Source organism: Halochromatium roseum, from assembly GCF_016653315.1.
Classification (GTDB): Bacteria; Pseudomonadota; Gammaproteobacteria; order Chromatiales; family Chromatiaceae; genus Lamprobacter; species Lamprobacter roseus.
This window is the reverse complement of the sequence record NZ_NHSH01000080.1, coordinates 1-14,091: the sequence shown is the minus strand read 5'-3', so window position 1 is coordinate 14,091 and position 14,091 is coordinate 1. Positions and strand designations below refer to the sequence as shown.

Below are 14,091 nucleotides of genomic sequence, written 5' to 3'. Positions count from 1 at the left end.
CATCACTCCTGATCAGCCACAACCGCCTCACGCGGCTGGGCTCGTTTCGTGGTTGCGGCCGCATCGTCTTGAGCAGAAGCGTCCTGATCGGCAGGGGGCGCCGTCGTCTCTTGGGCCTTTGCCAGCATCGCCTTCTTCTCCGCAGCGCGTCGACGCGCCGCCTCGATCAAGGCCTGTTTATCCGCCCTGTCCTCCGTAGCCGCCGTAGCCGCCTCTGACTTGGCCTTGGCGTCAGCAGTCGACTGGGCGCCAGCAGGCGCAGATTTAGCACCACCAACGGCTGGCTTGGCACCGCCAGCAGCCGGCTTGGCGCCAGCAGCAGCCGGCTTGGTACCACCCGCAGCGACGGCCTCTTTCTTCTTCCGCAGCTTCGCCTTCCGCTCGCGCTCCTGGCGCTCGAGCCGAGCCTCACGCGCCGCATGGCGCTCACGGGCATGATCCGCGGCACGCTTCTCCTGCTCGCGCGCCCAACTCTCGGTCTTGGCGAAACGGTAGTACTGCACCAGCGGAATGTGCGAGGGGCAGACGTGCGCGCAGCAGCCACATTCAATGCAATCGAATAGATTGTAGTCCTGCACCTTATCCAATTCTTTAGCGCGCGCGTGCCAATAGAGCTGCTGCGGCAAGAGATTCGCCGGGCAGACCTCGGCACAACGCCCACAGCGGATGCAGGGCAGCGGCGCTCCCGGATCGGGGCTCTCCTCGGGCGTGAGCGCCAGCAGACAGTTGGTCGCCTTGGTGATCGGCACCAGATCGGTGTCGAGCCGGAAGCCCATCATCGGGCCACCGGCGACAAGCTTCGCAAGTTCGCCACGATAACCACCGCTCGCCGCGATCAAGGCCTCGGCCGAGATCCCGATCGGCACCCGATAATTTCGCGGCTCGACCACACCCCGCCCAGTCACGGTGACCAGACGCTCGATCAGCGGCTGCCCGCGCAAGACCGCATCAGCCACCGCAGCGGCCGTACCAACGTTCTGGCAGACGATGCCGATCTGGGCCGGAATGCCGTGACTGGGCACCTCCTTGCCGGTCAAGATGCGGATCAACTGCTTCTCGCCACCGCTCGGATACAGGGTCGGAATCACCACCACCTCGACCCGATCGTCAACCCCGGCATCGGCGATCGCGCGGTTGAGCGCCGCCGCCGCGTCAGGCTTATTATCCTCAACGCCGATCAGCGCCCGCTTGGCCTGGACCAGATGCAGCATCACACGCACCCCGTCGACAATGTCGGCGGCGCGCTCGCGCATCAGCAGGTCATCGCAGGTGATATACGGCTCGCACTCGGCTCCATTGATGACGACCGTGTCGATCGGCTGATCCTTGCCCGGATTCAGTTTGACGTTGGTCGGGAAGGACGCACCGCCCATGCCGACGATGCCACTCGCACGGATGCGCTCGCGCAACGCCGCCGGGTCGCAGGCGTCCAGCTCCGCCGCGGACGCAGCCAGCGGCGCTGGCAACTCCGCCCAGCGCTCCTCGCCATCGGTCTCGATCACCACGCAAGGCGCACTCAGCCCCGACGGATGCGGGATCGGCCGAGACTCGATCGCGACCACGGTGCCCGAACTCGACGCATGCACGGGCGCACTAATGTAGCCCTGTGGCTCGGCGATGAGCTGCCCTTTCAGCACCTTGTCGCCAACCGAGACGCGACAGCGCGCCGGCGCGCCAATGTGTTGCTGCAAGGGCAGCATGAGCTGAGTGGGGAGCGGCGCAGCGGCGACCGGACAGCCGTTCGACAACGTCTTTTCATCGGGAAGATGGACGCCGCCGTGGAAATGCCACAGCTTGCGCTGACCACCAGGAAGGAGTGATCTGAGACCTGACATCGGATAAATCTAGTCGATTGTTTCGGGCTGTTTATGCGATCGAGGCTCGGCTCAAGAGCCAAGCATCGGACGGAGAGCGCGCATCAGCGCTACACAGGCCGCGCGCTCTTGGACATGACTTGTGCGGACCTTAAGTGGCCACTCTAATTGGCTTCAAGCGGCCTCAAGCGGCCTCGCGATGCTCGGGCAGCAGCTCAGACGCTGGCGGCAGCACAACCGGCTGACGCAGCGGCGTCGGATAGGGCCATTTCCAGGTCGAGATCGACTCTGGCAGCGGCTGTAGATGGATACAATCGACCGGGCATGGAGCAATGCAGAGACCGCAGCCAGTGCACTCACTGGCGACGATGCCATGGAGCTGCTTCGCAGCGCCGACGATGGCATCGACGGGGCAAGACTGCAGACACTTGGTGCAGCCGATACAGGTCTGCTCGTCGATCACGGCAACCTGCTTCGGCGTCTCTTCGATCTCGCCCACCTCGACCGGCTCGCGCCCGAGCAGATCAGCGATCGCGAGCATCGTACCCTCACCGCCCGGCGCGCAGAGATTGATCTCAGCCTCACCAGAAGCGACAGCCTCAGCATAGGGCCGGCAGCCCGGATAACCGCACTGGCCGCACTGACTCTGCGGCAGTAGGGCATCGACCTGATCGGCAATCGGGTCACCCTCGACGCGGAAACGAATCGCCGAGTACCCAAGCAGCAGCCCGAAGCCAACGGCCAGGCCCGCTATCGCCGCGATTGCTATTAACATCTCAATCTTCTCCTGAGGCGGCATCGACGGGTCGCTGACCCATCCGCAGCGGCGACACTGATCGCCTCCACCCCGTTGCTTGATTACCCTGAGTCGCTCAGCTTAAACCGAAACCAGACCGGCAAACCCCATGAAAGCCAGGGACATCAGGCCCGCTGTTACCATCGCGATGGCACTGCCCTGGAACGGCTCCGGCACGTCGGCAACCGCGACCCGCTCACGCATCGCAGCAAACAGCACCAGCACCAACGAGAAGCCGATCGCGGCGCCGAAGCCGTAGAGTGCGGACTCAAGAAAACCGCGCTCTTCCTGCAGGTTGAGCAGCGCAACACCCAGTACGGCGCAGTTCGTGGTGATCAACGGCAGAAAGATACCGAGCACCTGGTAGAGCACCGGGCTGGTCTTGTGCATGACCGTCTCGGTGAACTGCACCACCACCGCAATCACGAGAATAAAGGCGATGGTGCGCAGATATTCGATGCCGAGCGGCACGAGCAGATAGGTATTGACGATCCAGGTCGTCACCGCAGCAAGGGTCAGGACGAAGGTCGTCGCAAAGCCCATGCCGATCGCGGTCTCGAGCTTCTTCGAGACCCCCATGAACGGACAGAGTCCCAAAAACTTGACCAACACGAAGTTGTTGACCAACACCGTGCTGACCAAGATCAACGCGTACTCTGTCATTGTCCCCATCTGAACCCCAGATTCTTCAACAGAACATCAATACACTTATGCCCAGTAGGGCCATTACCCGCAGGGAGCTTACTGCGATTTGTGCACTGCAGCAAGATCGGCGCAACCATCAGCGTTGCACTTTAGCAATCAGCCCGCAGTCCAGCCTTGACGACCATCACCTCAGACTATCGCCAACATCAGGCATTGATATAACGTGTCCAGCGTCGGCATAGCGCTCGCGACGATACAGCAACTGTTTCAGAGCAAGATCGCAATATGAAAGACAATCGACTCGCCGCCATCGCGGGTTTTATCGCCTTGACCGACTTCGCGACTTGGCTGTTCTTGCATAAAGGCTGACCCCGACATGATCAACCCCAGTGTCACCCTCGCCCGCGTGCGCGCCAGCACGCCGCTCGTCCACAACATCACCAACTATGTTGCCATGCAGACCATGGCCAACGTGTTGCTCGCCATCGGCGCCTCACCGGCCATGGCGCATGCGCGCGAAGAGGCCGCTGAACTCGCCCGCTTAGCGAGCGCACTGACCATCAACATCGGCACACCGTCGATCGACTGGCTCAGTGCGATGGGTGAGGCTGCGCATGCGGCCAATCGCGCCGGGACACCCTGGGTGCTCGACCCCGTCGCCGTCGGCGCCACTGCGTTTCGTCGCCAAGCCGCACGCCGACTGGCCAGGCTCAGGCCAACGGTCATCCGTGGCAACACCTCTGAAATCATCGCGCTGAACGCGGTGATCGATGATCAGAGCCGTACCACTGGAGGCGGCAAGGGGGTCGACGCCACCGACTCGATCGAACATGCCGAGGCCGCAGCACAGCAACTCGCTAGGTCGACCGGCGCCATCATCGCGGTGACCGGCCCGCGCGACCTCGTTTGCGATGGCGAGCGGATTGCAATGATCGACAACGGACATCCTCTGATGCCGAGAGTCACGGCCCTCGGCTGCGCGCTGACCGGCGTCATTGGGGCCTTCCTGGGTGCCGAAGTGATGGGTACTCAAGCAGCGCCGTTCGAAGGCACCGTCGCCGCCCTCGCCTACTACGGCCTAGCCGGCCAACAAGCAGCCCAGCAGGCACAGGGACCGGGCAGCTTCGCGGTTCAATTCCTCGACGCGCTGGCTGCGATGGACGAGACCACACTCGATCGAGAGGCGCGCATCAGCCACCGTTCGTGCAAGCATTGAGCGGCGGAGCGATAGATTTAGCGCCTCGTCTGCCGTTATCATAGGCGGCTGTCTTCTTTATCCTCACCCTTTTAGGAGTTCCCATGGCCGAGCAGCTTACGCTCTCCATCATCAAACCCAATGCCGTTGCCAAGAACGCCATCGGCGCCATCTGCGGCCGGTTCGAGCAAGCCGGTCTGCAGATCGTCGCCGCTCGCATGCTACACATGAGCCTTGAGCAGGCAAGTGCCTTCTATGCCGAACATCAAGGTAAAGGCTTCTTCGATGAGCTGGTCGGTTTCATGACCTCCGGCCCAGTCCTGGTTATGGCCCTGCAGGGCGAAGACGCCATCGCCAAGAACCGCGAGCTGATGGGCGCCACCAACCCAGCCAATGCCGCGCCCGGCACCATCCGCGCCGACTTCGCCGACTCCTTCACCGAGAACGCCGTGCATGGCTCCGATGCCCCAGAGACCGCCGAGCGCGAGATCGGCTTCTTCTTCCCGGATGGCATCTGCAAGCGTACGCGCTGAACCGATGCAAACCGCCCCTCGCACCAGTCCGGATCTACGTATCCCGCTGCTCGACCTCGACCGCCCAGGCTTCGAGGCGCTCGCCGCTGGCTGGGGCTTCAAACCCTTTCATGGCCGCAACCTCTTCCGCTGGCTGCACAAGCACGGCGTCTCAGAACTCGACGCAATGTCTGACCTCTCCAAGGCGCTGCGCGAACGCCTGGCCACCGAGACGCGGATCGATCTTCCGCGCGTCGCGGTCGAGAAGCCCTCCGCCGACGGCACCATCAAATGGCTGCTCGACCTACACGACGGACAGCGCGTCGAGACCGTTTACATCCCCGAGGAGAGCCGCAGCACCCTCTGCGTCTCGTCGCAGGTCGGCTGCGCCCTCGACTGCCGCTTCTGCGCCACGGCGCGCCAAGGCTTTAGCCGCAACCTGAGCACCGGTGAGATCATCGGCCAGGTCTGGCATGCGACCCGGGCGCTCGGCAAGCCACCGACCAACATCGTCATGATGGGCATGGGCGAGCCACTGGCCAATTTCGATGCCGTGGTCAAGGCGATGGCGATCATGCAAGACGATTTCGCCTACATGCTGGCCAAGAGCAGGGTCACCCTCTCGACCTCCGGGATCGTGCCCAACATCTATCGGTTGGCCGAGGTCAGCGAGGTCTCGCTGGCGGTCTCGCTGCATGCACCTGACAACGCGCTGCGCGACCAGATCGTCCCGATCAACCGCAAATATCCCCTTGAACAGCTCATCCCAGCCTGCAAGGCCTATCTGCGTGGCGAGCCGCGCCGGCGCATCACCTGGGAATACGTCATGCTCAAGGACGTCAACGACAGCGACCGGCAGGCGAAGGCGCTGATCCGCCTGCTCGAAGGAACCCCGTCGAAGGTCAATCTGATCCCATTCAACCCCTTCCCCAACAGCGGCTTTGAGACCAGCGACCCGGAGCGGATCGAGACCTTCCGGCAACGGCTGAAACGCTCTGGCCTGGTGGCAACGACACGCAAGACCCGCGGCGAGGAGATCGCAGCCGCCTGCGGCCAACTCGTTGGCCAGGTCCAAAACCGTCGGCTGCCGCGTGCCGGAGCCCAGAGGCCTGTCAGCATTGGTCTATCAATGTAGCGCTACCCCTGATGCAACCGACAACCCGCCGCTGGCCGACGTTCGTCCCCGCCCTCATCGCACTCGCGCTATCACTTGCCGGATGCGCCGGCAGCGCCGAGAGGCGTAGCGATGTCCCAGAGGGCGAAAGCCCAGCGGACCTTTATGTCGACCTCGCCACCGAGTACATTCAACGCGGCCAGCTCGACACCGCGCTCGGACGCGCCCAGCAGGCGGTAGCCGCCGACCGTAAGAGCGCGCGTGCGCGCTACATCCTCGCCATCGTCTACGAACGGCTCGGCGACCGCAAGCAGGCACAACGCGAGTTCGCTGAAGCGGTTGAGCGAGCGCCGAAAAACCCGGATTATCGCAACGCTTGGGGCGCCGTGCTTTGCGCTGAGGGTCAATACGACGCAGGACTGCGCGAGATTCAAACTGCGCTGGCCGACCCACTCTACCAGGGACCCGAGGTGGCACTCATGAATGCCGCCGACTGCTCCCGCCGGGCCGGTCGCCGCGGCGATGTCGAGCGCTATCTACGTCAAGCGTTAGAGCGCAACCCAAACTTTGCCCCCGCACTGCTCGAATTGTCCAAGCTCGCTTACCAGCGCGGCGATTATCAGAGCGCACGATCTTTGATGACGCGTTATTCTCGCACCGGCGAGGTCTCTGCAGAGGCACTCTTGTTCGCCGCGCGGATCGAGCGTCAGCTCGGCAACGCAACGCTCGCTCGCACGCTTGAGCAGGCCTTACGCAACCGCTATCCCCATTCGCCCGAGGTAATCGAACTGTGAGCATGGCCGAAGAGGCAGACGCCATCACCCCTAACGAGCCCGCCGCCCGCAGTGTCGCGAGCAGTGTCGCGAGCAGTGTCGCGAGCAGCGTCGCGAGCACATCGGCAACCGACTCACCCGGTCAGCAGCTTCGGCAGGCGCGCGAGGCACGCAAGCTCGACATCTCGCAACTTGCCACCTCGCTGCGCATTGCGCCCGAGGTGGTCGAAGCACTGGAGCACGACGACTACCAACAGTTACCTAGCGCCGTCTTTGTCTCGGGCTACATCCGCAGCTATGCCAGACTGGTCGGACTCGACCCTGAGCCATTGAACCAGAGCTTTCGCCGCCTGCACCCCAATGTCGAGCCACCAACGCCGCATGTCGTTCGCACGGAGAGCCATCAAAGCGATGAAGACAATCCGGAAGGCGGTGGCTTGGCGGTCTACCTCATCACAGCGCTGGTTGTCCTTGCACTGGCCGCAGGCGGTTATGGCTGGTGGGTCTCGCGCCCGAGCCCGAGTCAGCAGACCACCGAACAATCCGAGTTCGATAGGGAGCCCCCGTCAGCGCTACCAGCAACCGCTGCAGCGATCGACGACGAGCCGCGCCAACAGCCCTCGCCCCTGGAGTCCGAAACCCCAATGACCCGGGCGCCAGAGCGTGGCGATCGCTCAACATCAACGCCGCCGCCGACTCAGCCGGCGGCCAGCACTGCACCAGCGCAAACCGCAAGCGCCGACGTCCTGGTCATAAGACAAGATGAGCAACAGCGGCCCTCGACATCAGATCAGCCAGGCGAAGCGCGCCAGGAAACAGCAACCGAAACCGAACCAACCGCAAGCGCCACGAACGCATCACCCCGCGATCCGCTGACCGCTGCGTCAACCGGCAATGCCTCCGCTCAGCAGCCGGCCAGCGAGCCATTACCGACCCCAGCGAGTCCAGAGGACGAGCGCCCCGCCGTGCGCCAGGCCGCGTCGCTGACAACAGCCAACGCTGAGGCCAGTGCGCAGTCCGAGGCTGAGACCGCGACCGACCGCGCGGCTACCGGCTCCACTTCGCAGACCATCGAGCTGGCCTTCAGCGGCCCCTGCTGGGTCGATATCCGCGACAGTACCGGCAAGGTGCTGCTGTTCGGCGAGATGAACCGCGACAGTCGCGAGACCCTCGCCGGTGAGCCTCCTTACTCGCTGGTGATCGGCAACGCCGCAGCCGCCAAGCTCACCGTCGCCGGCCAACCCTTCGACTTGACCTCGGTCGCCCGTGGTAACGTGGCCCGCTTCAAGCTCGACCCGGCCGAAGTCAGCCGCCAAACCACCGATACAAGCGCTGACACCAGCGCCGACGCAGACACTGAGTAGAGCAACCAGGCAGAGCAACTCGGGCAGAGCAACTAGGCAGAGCGAATAGGACAGACTTGATGGCAAGGCAGACCCCCCTGCGCGCAATCCGCGGAATGCACGACCTGCTCCCGGACCACAGCGCCCGCTGGCAGCAGCTTGAGGACCGCGCCCGCGCCGTCCTCGAAGGCTATGGCTACAAGGAGATGCGCACGCCGCTGGTCGAGCAAAGCGAGCTGTTCAAGCGCTCGATCGGCGAGGTCACCGACATCGTCGAGAAAGAGATGTACAGCTTCGCGGATCGCGGTGGCGACCAGCTCAGCCTGCGCCCCGAAGGCACCGCGAGCTGCGTGCGCGCAGCCATCGAGCACGGCCTGCTCGATCAACCACGCCGCATCTGGTATCGCGGACCGATGTTCCGCCGCGAGCGCCCGCAGCGCGGGCGCTATCGTCAGTTCCACCAGATCGGCATCGAGGTCTTCGGTCTCACCGGCCCCGATATCGACCTCGAGGTGATCCTACTCACGCGCCGGCTCTGGGATGCGCTCGGCCTGACCGACCTGAAGCTCGAGATCAACAGTCTCGGCGACAGCGCCGAACGCGCCGCCTATCGCGAACAGCTGGTGAGCTACCTGCGCCAGCACGAAGACCGCCTCGATGACGACAGCCGCCGCCGTCTAGAAACCAACCCATTGCGGGTGCTGGATTCGAAGAACCCAGACCTCGCCGAGCTCATCGCCGAGGCACCGAGCCTCACCGATGCTCTGGGCAGCGAATCGCGAACACACTTCGAGACCCTCTGCAGCGGGCTTGAGCAGGCTGGCGTCGCCTATCAGGTCAATCCGCGACTGGTGCGCGGGCTCGACTACTACAATCGCACCGTCTTCGAATGGATCACCGACGCGCTGGGCGCTCAAGGTACCGTCTGCGCCGGTGGCCGTTATGACGGGCTGGTCGAGCAGCTCGGCGGCAAGGCCACGCCGGCCGTCGGCTTCGCGCTCGGACTCGAACGCCTGCTCGAGCTGAGTCACACCGAGCCGCCAGCGAGCGTTGACGCCTACCTCATCGCAGTCGGCGAGCAGGCCAGCGCGGCCGCCATGGCGATCGCCGAGCAGATCCGCGATGCGCTACCCCAGCTGCGGCTGGTCTGTCACTGCGGCGGCGGCAGCTTCAAGAGCCAATTTAAGCGGGCCGACCGCAGCGGCGCCAAGGTCGCGCTGGTGCTCGGCGACGACGAGCTGGCGCAGCAGCGCATCGGCATCAAGCCGCTGCGTGTCAGCGCCACTGAAGACACACACGCCAAGACCGAGCAGACCAGCGTCGCCATCGACGCCCTAGCCGACCAACTCCCCGATTTTCTCTGAGCACTGACCGAGGACTCCCATGGCTGAGCTGACCACAGACGACGAAAAGGTCGAAGCGATCAAAAAATGGTGGAAGGAGAACGGGACCGCGGTGGTCGCCGGCATCGTCATCGGCCTGGTCGCCGTGTTTGGCTGGCGCGCCTGGGTCAACCATCAGGATCAGGTCGGCCAAAACGCCTCGCTCGCCTTCGAGCAACTCTTGATGACCGCTAGCAGCGGCCAGCCAGAATCAGCCGCCAAACAGGCCGAAGCCTTGGCGGATGAGCACGCCGGCACGCCTTATGCCGCCTTAGCCGATCTTGCGCTGGCCAAGGTCCGCGTCGAGCAGGATGACCTCGAGGGTGCGGCCACAGCACTGCGCTCTGCGATCTCCAAGGCCCCGGACCCGAGTCTGGCGACGCTTGCCGCATTCCGCCTCGCGCAGGTCTTGATTGCGAGTGAGGCGCTCGACGAAGCCATGGCTGTGATCGAGCAGCACGATGACGGCGGCGCCTTCAGCGCCGACTTCGCCGGCCTGCGCGGCGACATCGCACTCGCCAAGGGTGAAACCGCCGACGCGCGTGCCGCCTACGAGGCCGCACTCGCTGGCAATGCGGGCCTCTCGCGGCTGATCGAGCTCAAGCTCCAAGATCTGCCGGCCGCGCCTCAGTCCGCTTCTTGAGCCGAGCCACCATGAACGCGCATCGCCCCCCTTGCATGCTACGCCGGATACTGCTGTTCAGCCTTGCCAGCGCCTTGTTGTTACAGGGCTGCGGCAGTCTCGGCTGGATCGGCCTCGGTCGCGAGAAAGACCCCAATCCGCCCACCGAGCTGGCCAAGGCCGCGCCCCAAGAGGTGCAGGTGCGCACCCTGTGGACGACGCGCATTGGCAAGGGCAACGACGGCCGCGCGCTCAGTCTGCGCCCCGCGGTAGCGGGCAATCGGCTCTATGCCGCGGATCATAGCGGCACCCTCAGTGCACTGAATACGGCTGATGGACGCGTGGTTTGGGAGCGCAAGACGCGGATTCCCTTCAGCGGCGGTCCGGATGTCGATGGCGACCAGCTGGTGGTCGGCTCCTCGAACGGCGAGGTTCTGCTCTTCTCGGCCCGCGATGGCAGCCAGCGCTGGCGCGCCCAGCTCGGCAGCGAGGTCCTCTCCGTGCCGCGCATCATCGGTGATCTGGTCGTCGTCCACACCATCGACGACAGCGTCTATGGCCTCGACCGCAATGACGGCAGCGAGCGCTGGCGCTTCGGCTATCAGGCGCCCATCCTGACCCTACGCGGGAGTAGTAGCCCCACGGCCGGACCCGACGGAATCATCGTCGGCCTCTCCAGCGGTCGCCTGGTCTACCTCGACCCGGCCCAAGGACTCCCGATCTGGGAAGTCGTGGTCTCGCCACCCAGCGGCCGCAGCGAGCTTGAGCGCATCGCCGACATCGACACCGACCCGGTCGTGCTCGGCAGCCAGGTGTTGGTGGCAAGCTTCAACGGCGACCTGGCCTCCGTCGACATTGGCAGCGGCGCGGTGCTCTGGCGACGCGAACTCTCCGCGCACGCCGGCTTGGCAGCAACCACCGAGGCACTCTATATCACCGATTCCGAAGATCAGCTGTGGGCGGCCGATCCAACCGATGGCGCCGGACGCTGGCGCCAAGACGCCTTGCGCTTTCGGCAGCTGACCGCACCTGTCGTGATCGGCAACGCGCTGGCGGTTGGCGACCTGGAGGGTTATGTGCACTGGGTCTCGCGCCGCGACGGCCGCTTGCTCGGGCGGGTGCGCGTGGCCAAGGCCGCGGTCGCCTCAACCCCGGTGGTCGTTGGTCAGACGCTCTATCTGCAGTTGGATAATGGAACCATTGCCGCGGTACGCGCCAGCGGCGCAGGGTCAAGCACAGCCGCTCGGGCGAGCCAGTCCGAGATGGCGCCTACCCTATCGAGCATCTCATCAAACTCTGAGGTCGGACCAGCAACGGAGGCTAAGGCATTGCCAGGACTGGCCAGGGCGTCTTCAGCATCCTCTGGCCACCAGGGTTGACCGCCATGCTGCCGGTCATCGCCTTGCTGGGTCGGCCGAACGTCGGCAAATCGACGCTGTTCAATCGGCTTACCCGAACGCGCGATGCCCTGGTCGCAGACTTCCCCGGACTGACACGCGACCGCCAGTACGGCGTCGGCCGCATCGGGCCGAGACCCTATGTGGTGGTCGACACCGGCGGCATCAGCGGCGGTGACGGCATCGAGGCGCTCAGCGAGCAGCAGGTTCGCGTTGCCATCGCTGAGGCCGATCAGCTGCTGTTCTTGGTCGATACACGCGATGGCACCACCCCCGGTGATCTCGAGATCGCCGCTGAGCTGCGACGTACCGGCAAGCCAGTGACCCTGGTCGCGAATAAGGTCGACCATCTGGATTGGAACCTGGCCGCCGCTGAGCTGCACCAGCTCGGCCTCGGCGACCCGCAGCCGATCGCTGCCATCCAGGGCCGCGGCGTCTCGGCGCTGATGACGCGGGTACTCGAAGCACTGCCGGCCGCCGAAGACGCACCACCCACAGAAGAGGATCAGGCCGCAATCCGGGTCGCGGTGGTCGGCCGGCCGAATGCCGGCAAGTCGACCTTGATCAATCGGCTCTTGGGCGAGGAGCGTGTCGTCGTCTTCGACAGCCCCGGAACCACGCGCGATAGCATCGAGATCCCGTTCGCCCTTGGCGAGCGGCACTACAAGCTGATCGATACCGCCGGCATGCGACGCCGCGCGCGCATCAACGAGCCGGTCGAGCACTTCAGCGTGATCAAGACGCTGCAGGCGATCGAGGCCTGCCATGTCGCCATCCTGGTGTTGGACGCCCATGCTGGAATCGGCGAGCAAGATGCGACCCTCGCCGCGCATCTCATCGACAGCGGCAGGGCGCTGGTGGTGGCGGTGAACAAGTGGGACGGCCTCACGCCCGACGCTCGCGCAGCGCTGAAGTCAACGATCGAGCGCCGACTGCCTTTCCTCAGCTTTGCCGAGCAGCACCTGATCTCAGCGCTGCATGGCAGCGGGGTCGGGCTGTTGCTCGAGGCCGCCGATCGTGCCTACGAGAGCGCGATGCGCACCCTGCCGACACCATTACTGACGCGGTTACTGGAAGATGCGGTGCAAGAGCATTCACCACCCTTGGTGCATGGGCGCCGGATCAAGCTGCGCTATGCCCACCAAGGCGGACGCAACCCACCGATCATCGTCATCCATGGCAACCAGACCGAAGCCCTACCCGAGAGCTATCAGCGCTACCTGATCAAACGCCTGCGCGATGCGCTCCGGTTACAAGGCACGCCGCTGCGCCTGGAGCTGAAGAGCGGCGCCAACCCCTTCGCCGGCCGCAAGAACGAGCTGACACCCCGCCAGCGCCAGAAGCGCGGACGGCTGCGGGCCTTCGCCAAGCGCAAGCGCTGAATCTCGATCCGGCATAGAGAGCGTCGTTTAGCCTTGACCTGGTAGCTTGGTTAGCACTGCGGTTTGATTCCAGTTGTCCGCATCACCATTGATCAATGACATAATCGCAGCAAGGGTTTGGCTCTGGATCTGCTCACGCAGTTGCGCCGTGCGTCTCGCATCCGCTTGGTCGGGATCAGTGCAAATCAGCTCGCAGAGGGCATCGGTCGGAGCCTCGAAGTCACAGTGACCGGCACCAGCGATGCGCATCAAGCGAGCCTGATCCCCAGACGAGAACAGCTCACGGGCATTGTCATACGCGTTGCAGTTGGTCGACTCGCCTGCGAGACCGATCAAGGGCTTATCAAGGCCACGAGCAGAACGCTGGCCGATGCCCTGGGCATCGACCAGATCCAAGGTAACCACCCCTAATGCGTTCGGATCATTGCGGGCCGCGACCAGTGCTGCCAGCGCACCGGCCGAGAAGCCAGCATAGATGACGCCTGGCCCACCTTCCCCGGCACGATCAGCAAGGCTAGCACCAATGGTGCGATCTGCCTTCGCGCCAGCATCTGCTGCTCCTGCTGCTCCTGCTGCTCCTGCTGCTGCTCCTGCTTCAAGATGCCGTGCGAGGGCGATCATATCCAGCCCGTTTTGTTGATGCCGACCATCCCAGAACTGCATATTGCACAGATCCAACGTGGCCACTGGAATCCCCTCAGCCGCGATGGCCTCAGCCAGCCCTGCCATCCGCTGCTGCGAGCGAAGAAAGCCATGTGCAAGAATCACTTGCGTAGACAGCTGCACGGATGACCTCACCTCAGCCGGCCGATAGAGCCGGTAACGAATGGTGCAGCCAGTCGCAGAGGTCAGTTCACTCTCGACGGACTCGATGACGCCAAGCCCAGGGGCACCTTTGCCAGGCGCACCTTTGAACTCATCAGAACCTCTTGACGCAAGCATCAAACTGGAGCAGCCGGCGAGCACAAGCAGGCCAGCAAGCATGAGCAGCAAGGGTCGAAATCGGCATAAATACATCTGCCTGACATGGCTACTCGATTGCTGAGGTGCAAGCTGCAATACCATCATGGCAGCTACAGCGCGCGGTAGCTCTATCTATAAATCTCGACAGCTTCG

At 64.1% G+C, this 14,091-nt stretch carries 13 protein-coding genes; 9 read left to right on the top strand and 4 right to left on the bottom strand.

The genetic code is table 11. From position 1 onward, the window contains the following. Positions 1-2: 2 nt before the first annotated feature. The 3 genes from rsxC to rsxA all read right to left on the bottom strand — a co-directional run bounded on the left by rsxC (position 3) and on the right by rsxA (position 3,273). On the bottom strand, positions 3-1,835 hold the full coding sequence (gene rsxC / locus CCR96_RS22200; protein WP_201223850.1) for an electron transport complex subunit RsxC: 1,833 nt from the start codon (positions 1,833-1,835) through the stop codon (positions 3-5). A 163-nt stretch (positions 1,836-1,998) separates the two neighbouring features. Further along, positions 1,999-2,589, bottom strand: coding sequence for an electron transport complex subunit RsxB (rsxB, locus tag CCR96_RS22195; RefSeq protein WP_201223848.1), 591 nt, complete (start codon positions 2,587-2,589; stop codon positions 1,999-2,001). Positions 2,590-2,691: 102 nt separating this feature from the next. Next, positions 2,692-3,273 (bottom strand): electron transport complex subunit RsxA, encoded by a 582-nt coding sequence (gene rsxA, locus CCR96_RS22190; protein ID WP_200246843.1) that lies wholly within the window; start codon positions 3,271-3,273, stop codon positions 2,692-2,694. Between the two features lie 358 nt (positions 3,274-3,631). On the opposite strand from rsxA, the gene thiM reads away from it, so the two are divergent. The 9 genes from thiM (at position 3,632) to der (ending at position 12,975) form a co-directional block, all read left to right on the top strand. Next, positions 3,632-4,471, top strand: coding sequence for a hydroxyethylthiazole kinase (thiM, locus tag CCR96_RS22185; RefSeq protein ID WP_201223846.1), 840 nt, complete (start codon positions 3,632-3,634; stop codon positions 4,469-4,471). An 83-nt stretch (positions 4,472-4,554) separates the two neighbouring features. Next, a complete protein-coding gene (gene ndk / locus CCR96_RS22180; protein ID WP_200246837.1) occupies positions 4,555-4,983 on the top strand; it encodes a nucleoside-diphosphate kinase in 429 nt (142 codons plus the stop codon). Positions 4,984-4,987: 4 nt separating this feature from the next. Continuing rightward, positions 4,988-6,097 (top strand): dual-specificity RNA methyltransferase RlmN, encoded by a 1,110-nt coding sequence (gene rlmN / locus CCR96_RS22175; protein WP_201223844.1) that lies wholly within the window; start codon positions 4,988-4,990, stop codon positions 6,095-6,097. A gap of 11 nt (positions 6,098-6,108) precedes the next feature. Further along, positions 6,109-6,870: a type IV pilus biogenesis/stability protein PilW gene (gene pilW, locus CCR96_RS22170; RefSeq protein ID WP_201223836.1), complete on the top strand. Its 762-nt coding sequence runs from the start codon at positions 6,109-6,111 to the stop codon at positions 6,868-6,870. A 2-nt stretch (positions 6,871-6,872) separates the two neighbouring features. Beyond that, positions 6,873-8,213 (top strand): helix-turn-helix domain-containing protein, encoded by a 1,341-nt coding sequence (locus tag CCR96_RS22165; protein ID WP_201223834.1) that lies wholly within the window; start codon positions 6,873-6,875, stop codon positions 8,211-8,213. Positions 8,214-8,272: 59 nt separating this feature from the next. Continuing rightward, positions 8,273-9,556, top strand: a complete 1,284-nt coding sequence (gene hisS / locus CCR96_RS22160; RefSeq protein WP_201223833.1) for a histidine--tRNA ligase — start codon at positions 8,273-8,275, stop codon at positions 9,554-9,556. A gap of 19 nt (positions 9,557-9,575) precedes the next feature. Then, the gene (locus tag CCR96_RS22155) at positions 9,576-10,217 is read left to right on the top strand and encodes a YfgM family protein (protein WP_201223831.1); all 642 of its coding nucleotides are present in this window, start codon (positions 9,576-9,578) and stop codon (positions 10,215-10,217) included. A gap of 11 nt (positions 10,218-10,228) precedes the next feature. Then, a complete protein-coding gene (gene bamB, locus CCR96_RS22150) occupies positions 10,229-11,575 on the top strand; it encodes an outer membrane protein assembly factor BamB (protein ID WP_201223829.1) in 1,347 nt (448 codons plus the stop codon). A gap of 5 nt (positions 11,576-11,580) precedes the next feature. Continuing rightward, positions 11,581-12,975, top strand: coding sequence for a ribosome biogenesis GTPase Der (gene der / locus CCR96_RS22145; protein WP_201223827.1), 1,395 nt, complete (start codon positions 11,581-11,583; stop codon positions 12,973-12,975). 27 nt (positions 12,976-13,002) lie between these two features. On the opposite strand, the gene CCR96_RS22140 is transcribed toward der, so the two are convergent. Beyond that, complete coding sequence (locus CCR96_RS22140) at positions 13,003-13,704, bottom strand: hypothetical protein (RefSeq protein ID WP_201223818.1); 702 nt, start codon at positions 13,702-13,704, stop codon at positions 13,003-13,005. Between the last annotated feature and the right edge of the window lie 387 nt (positions 13,705-14,091).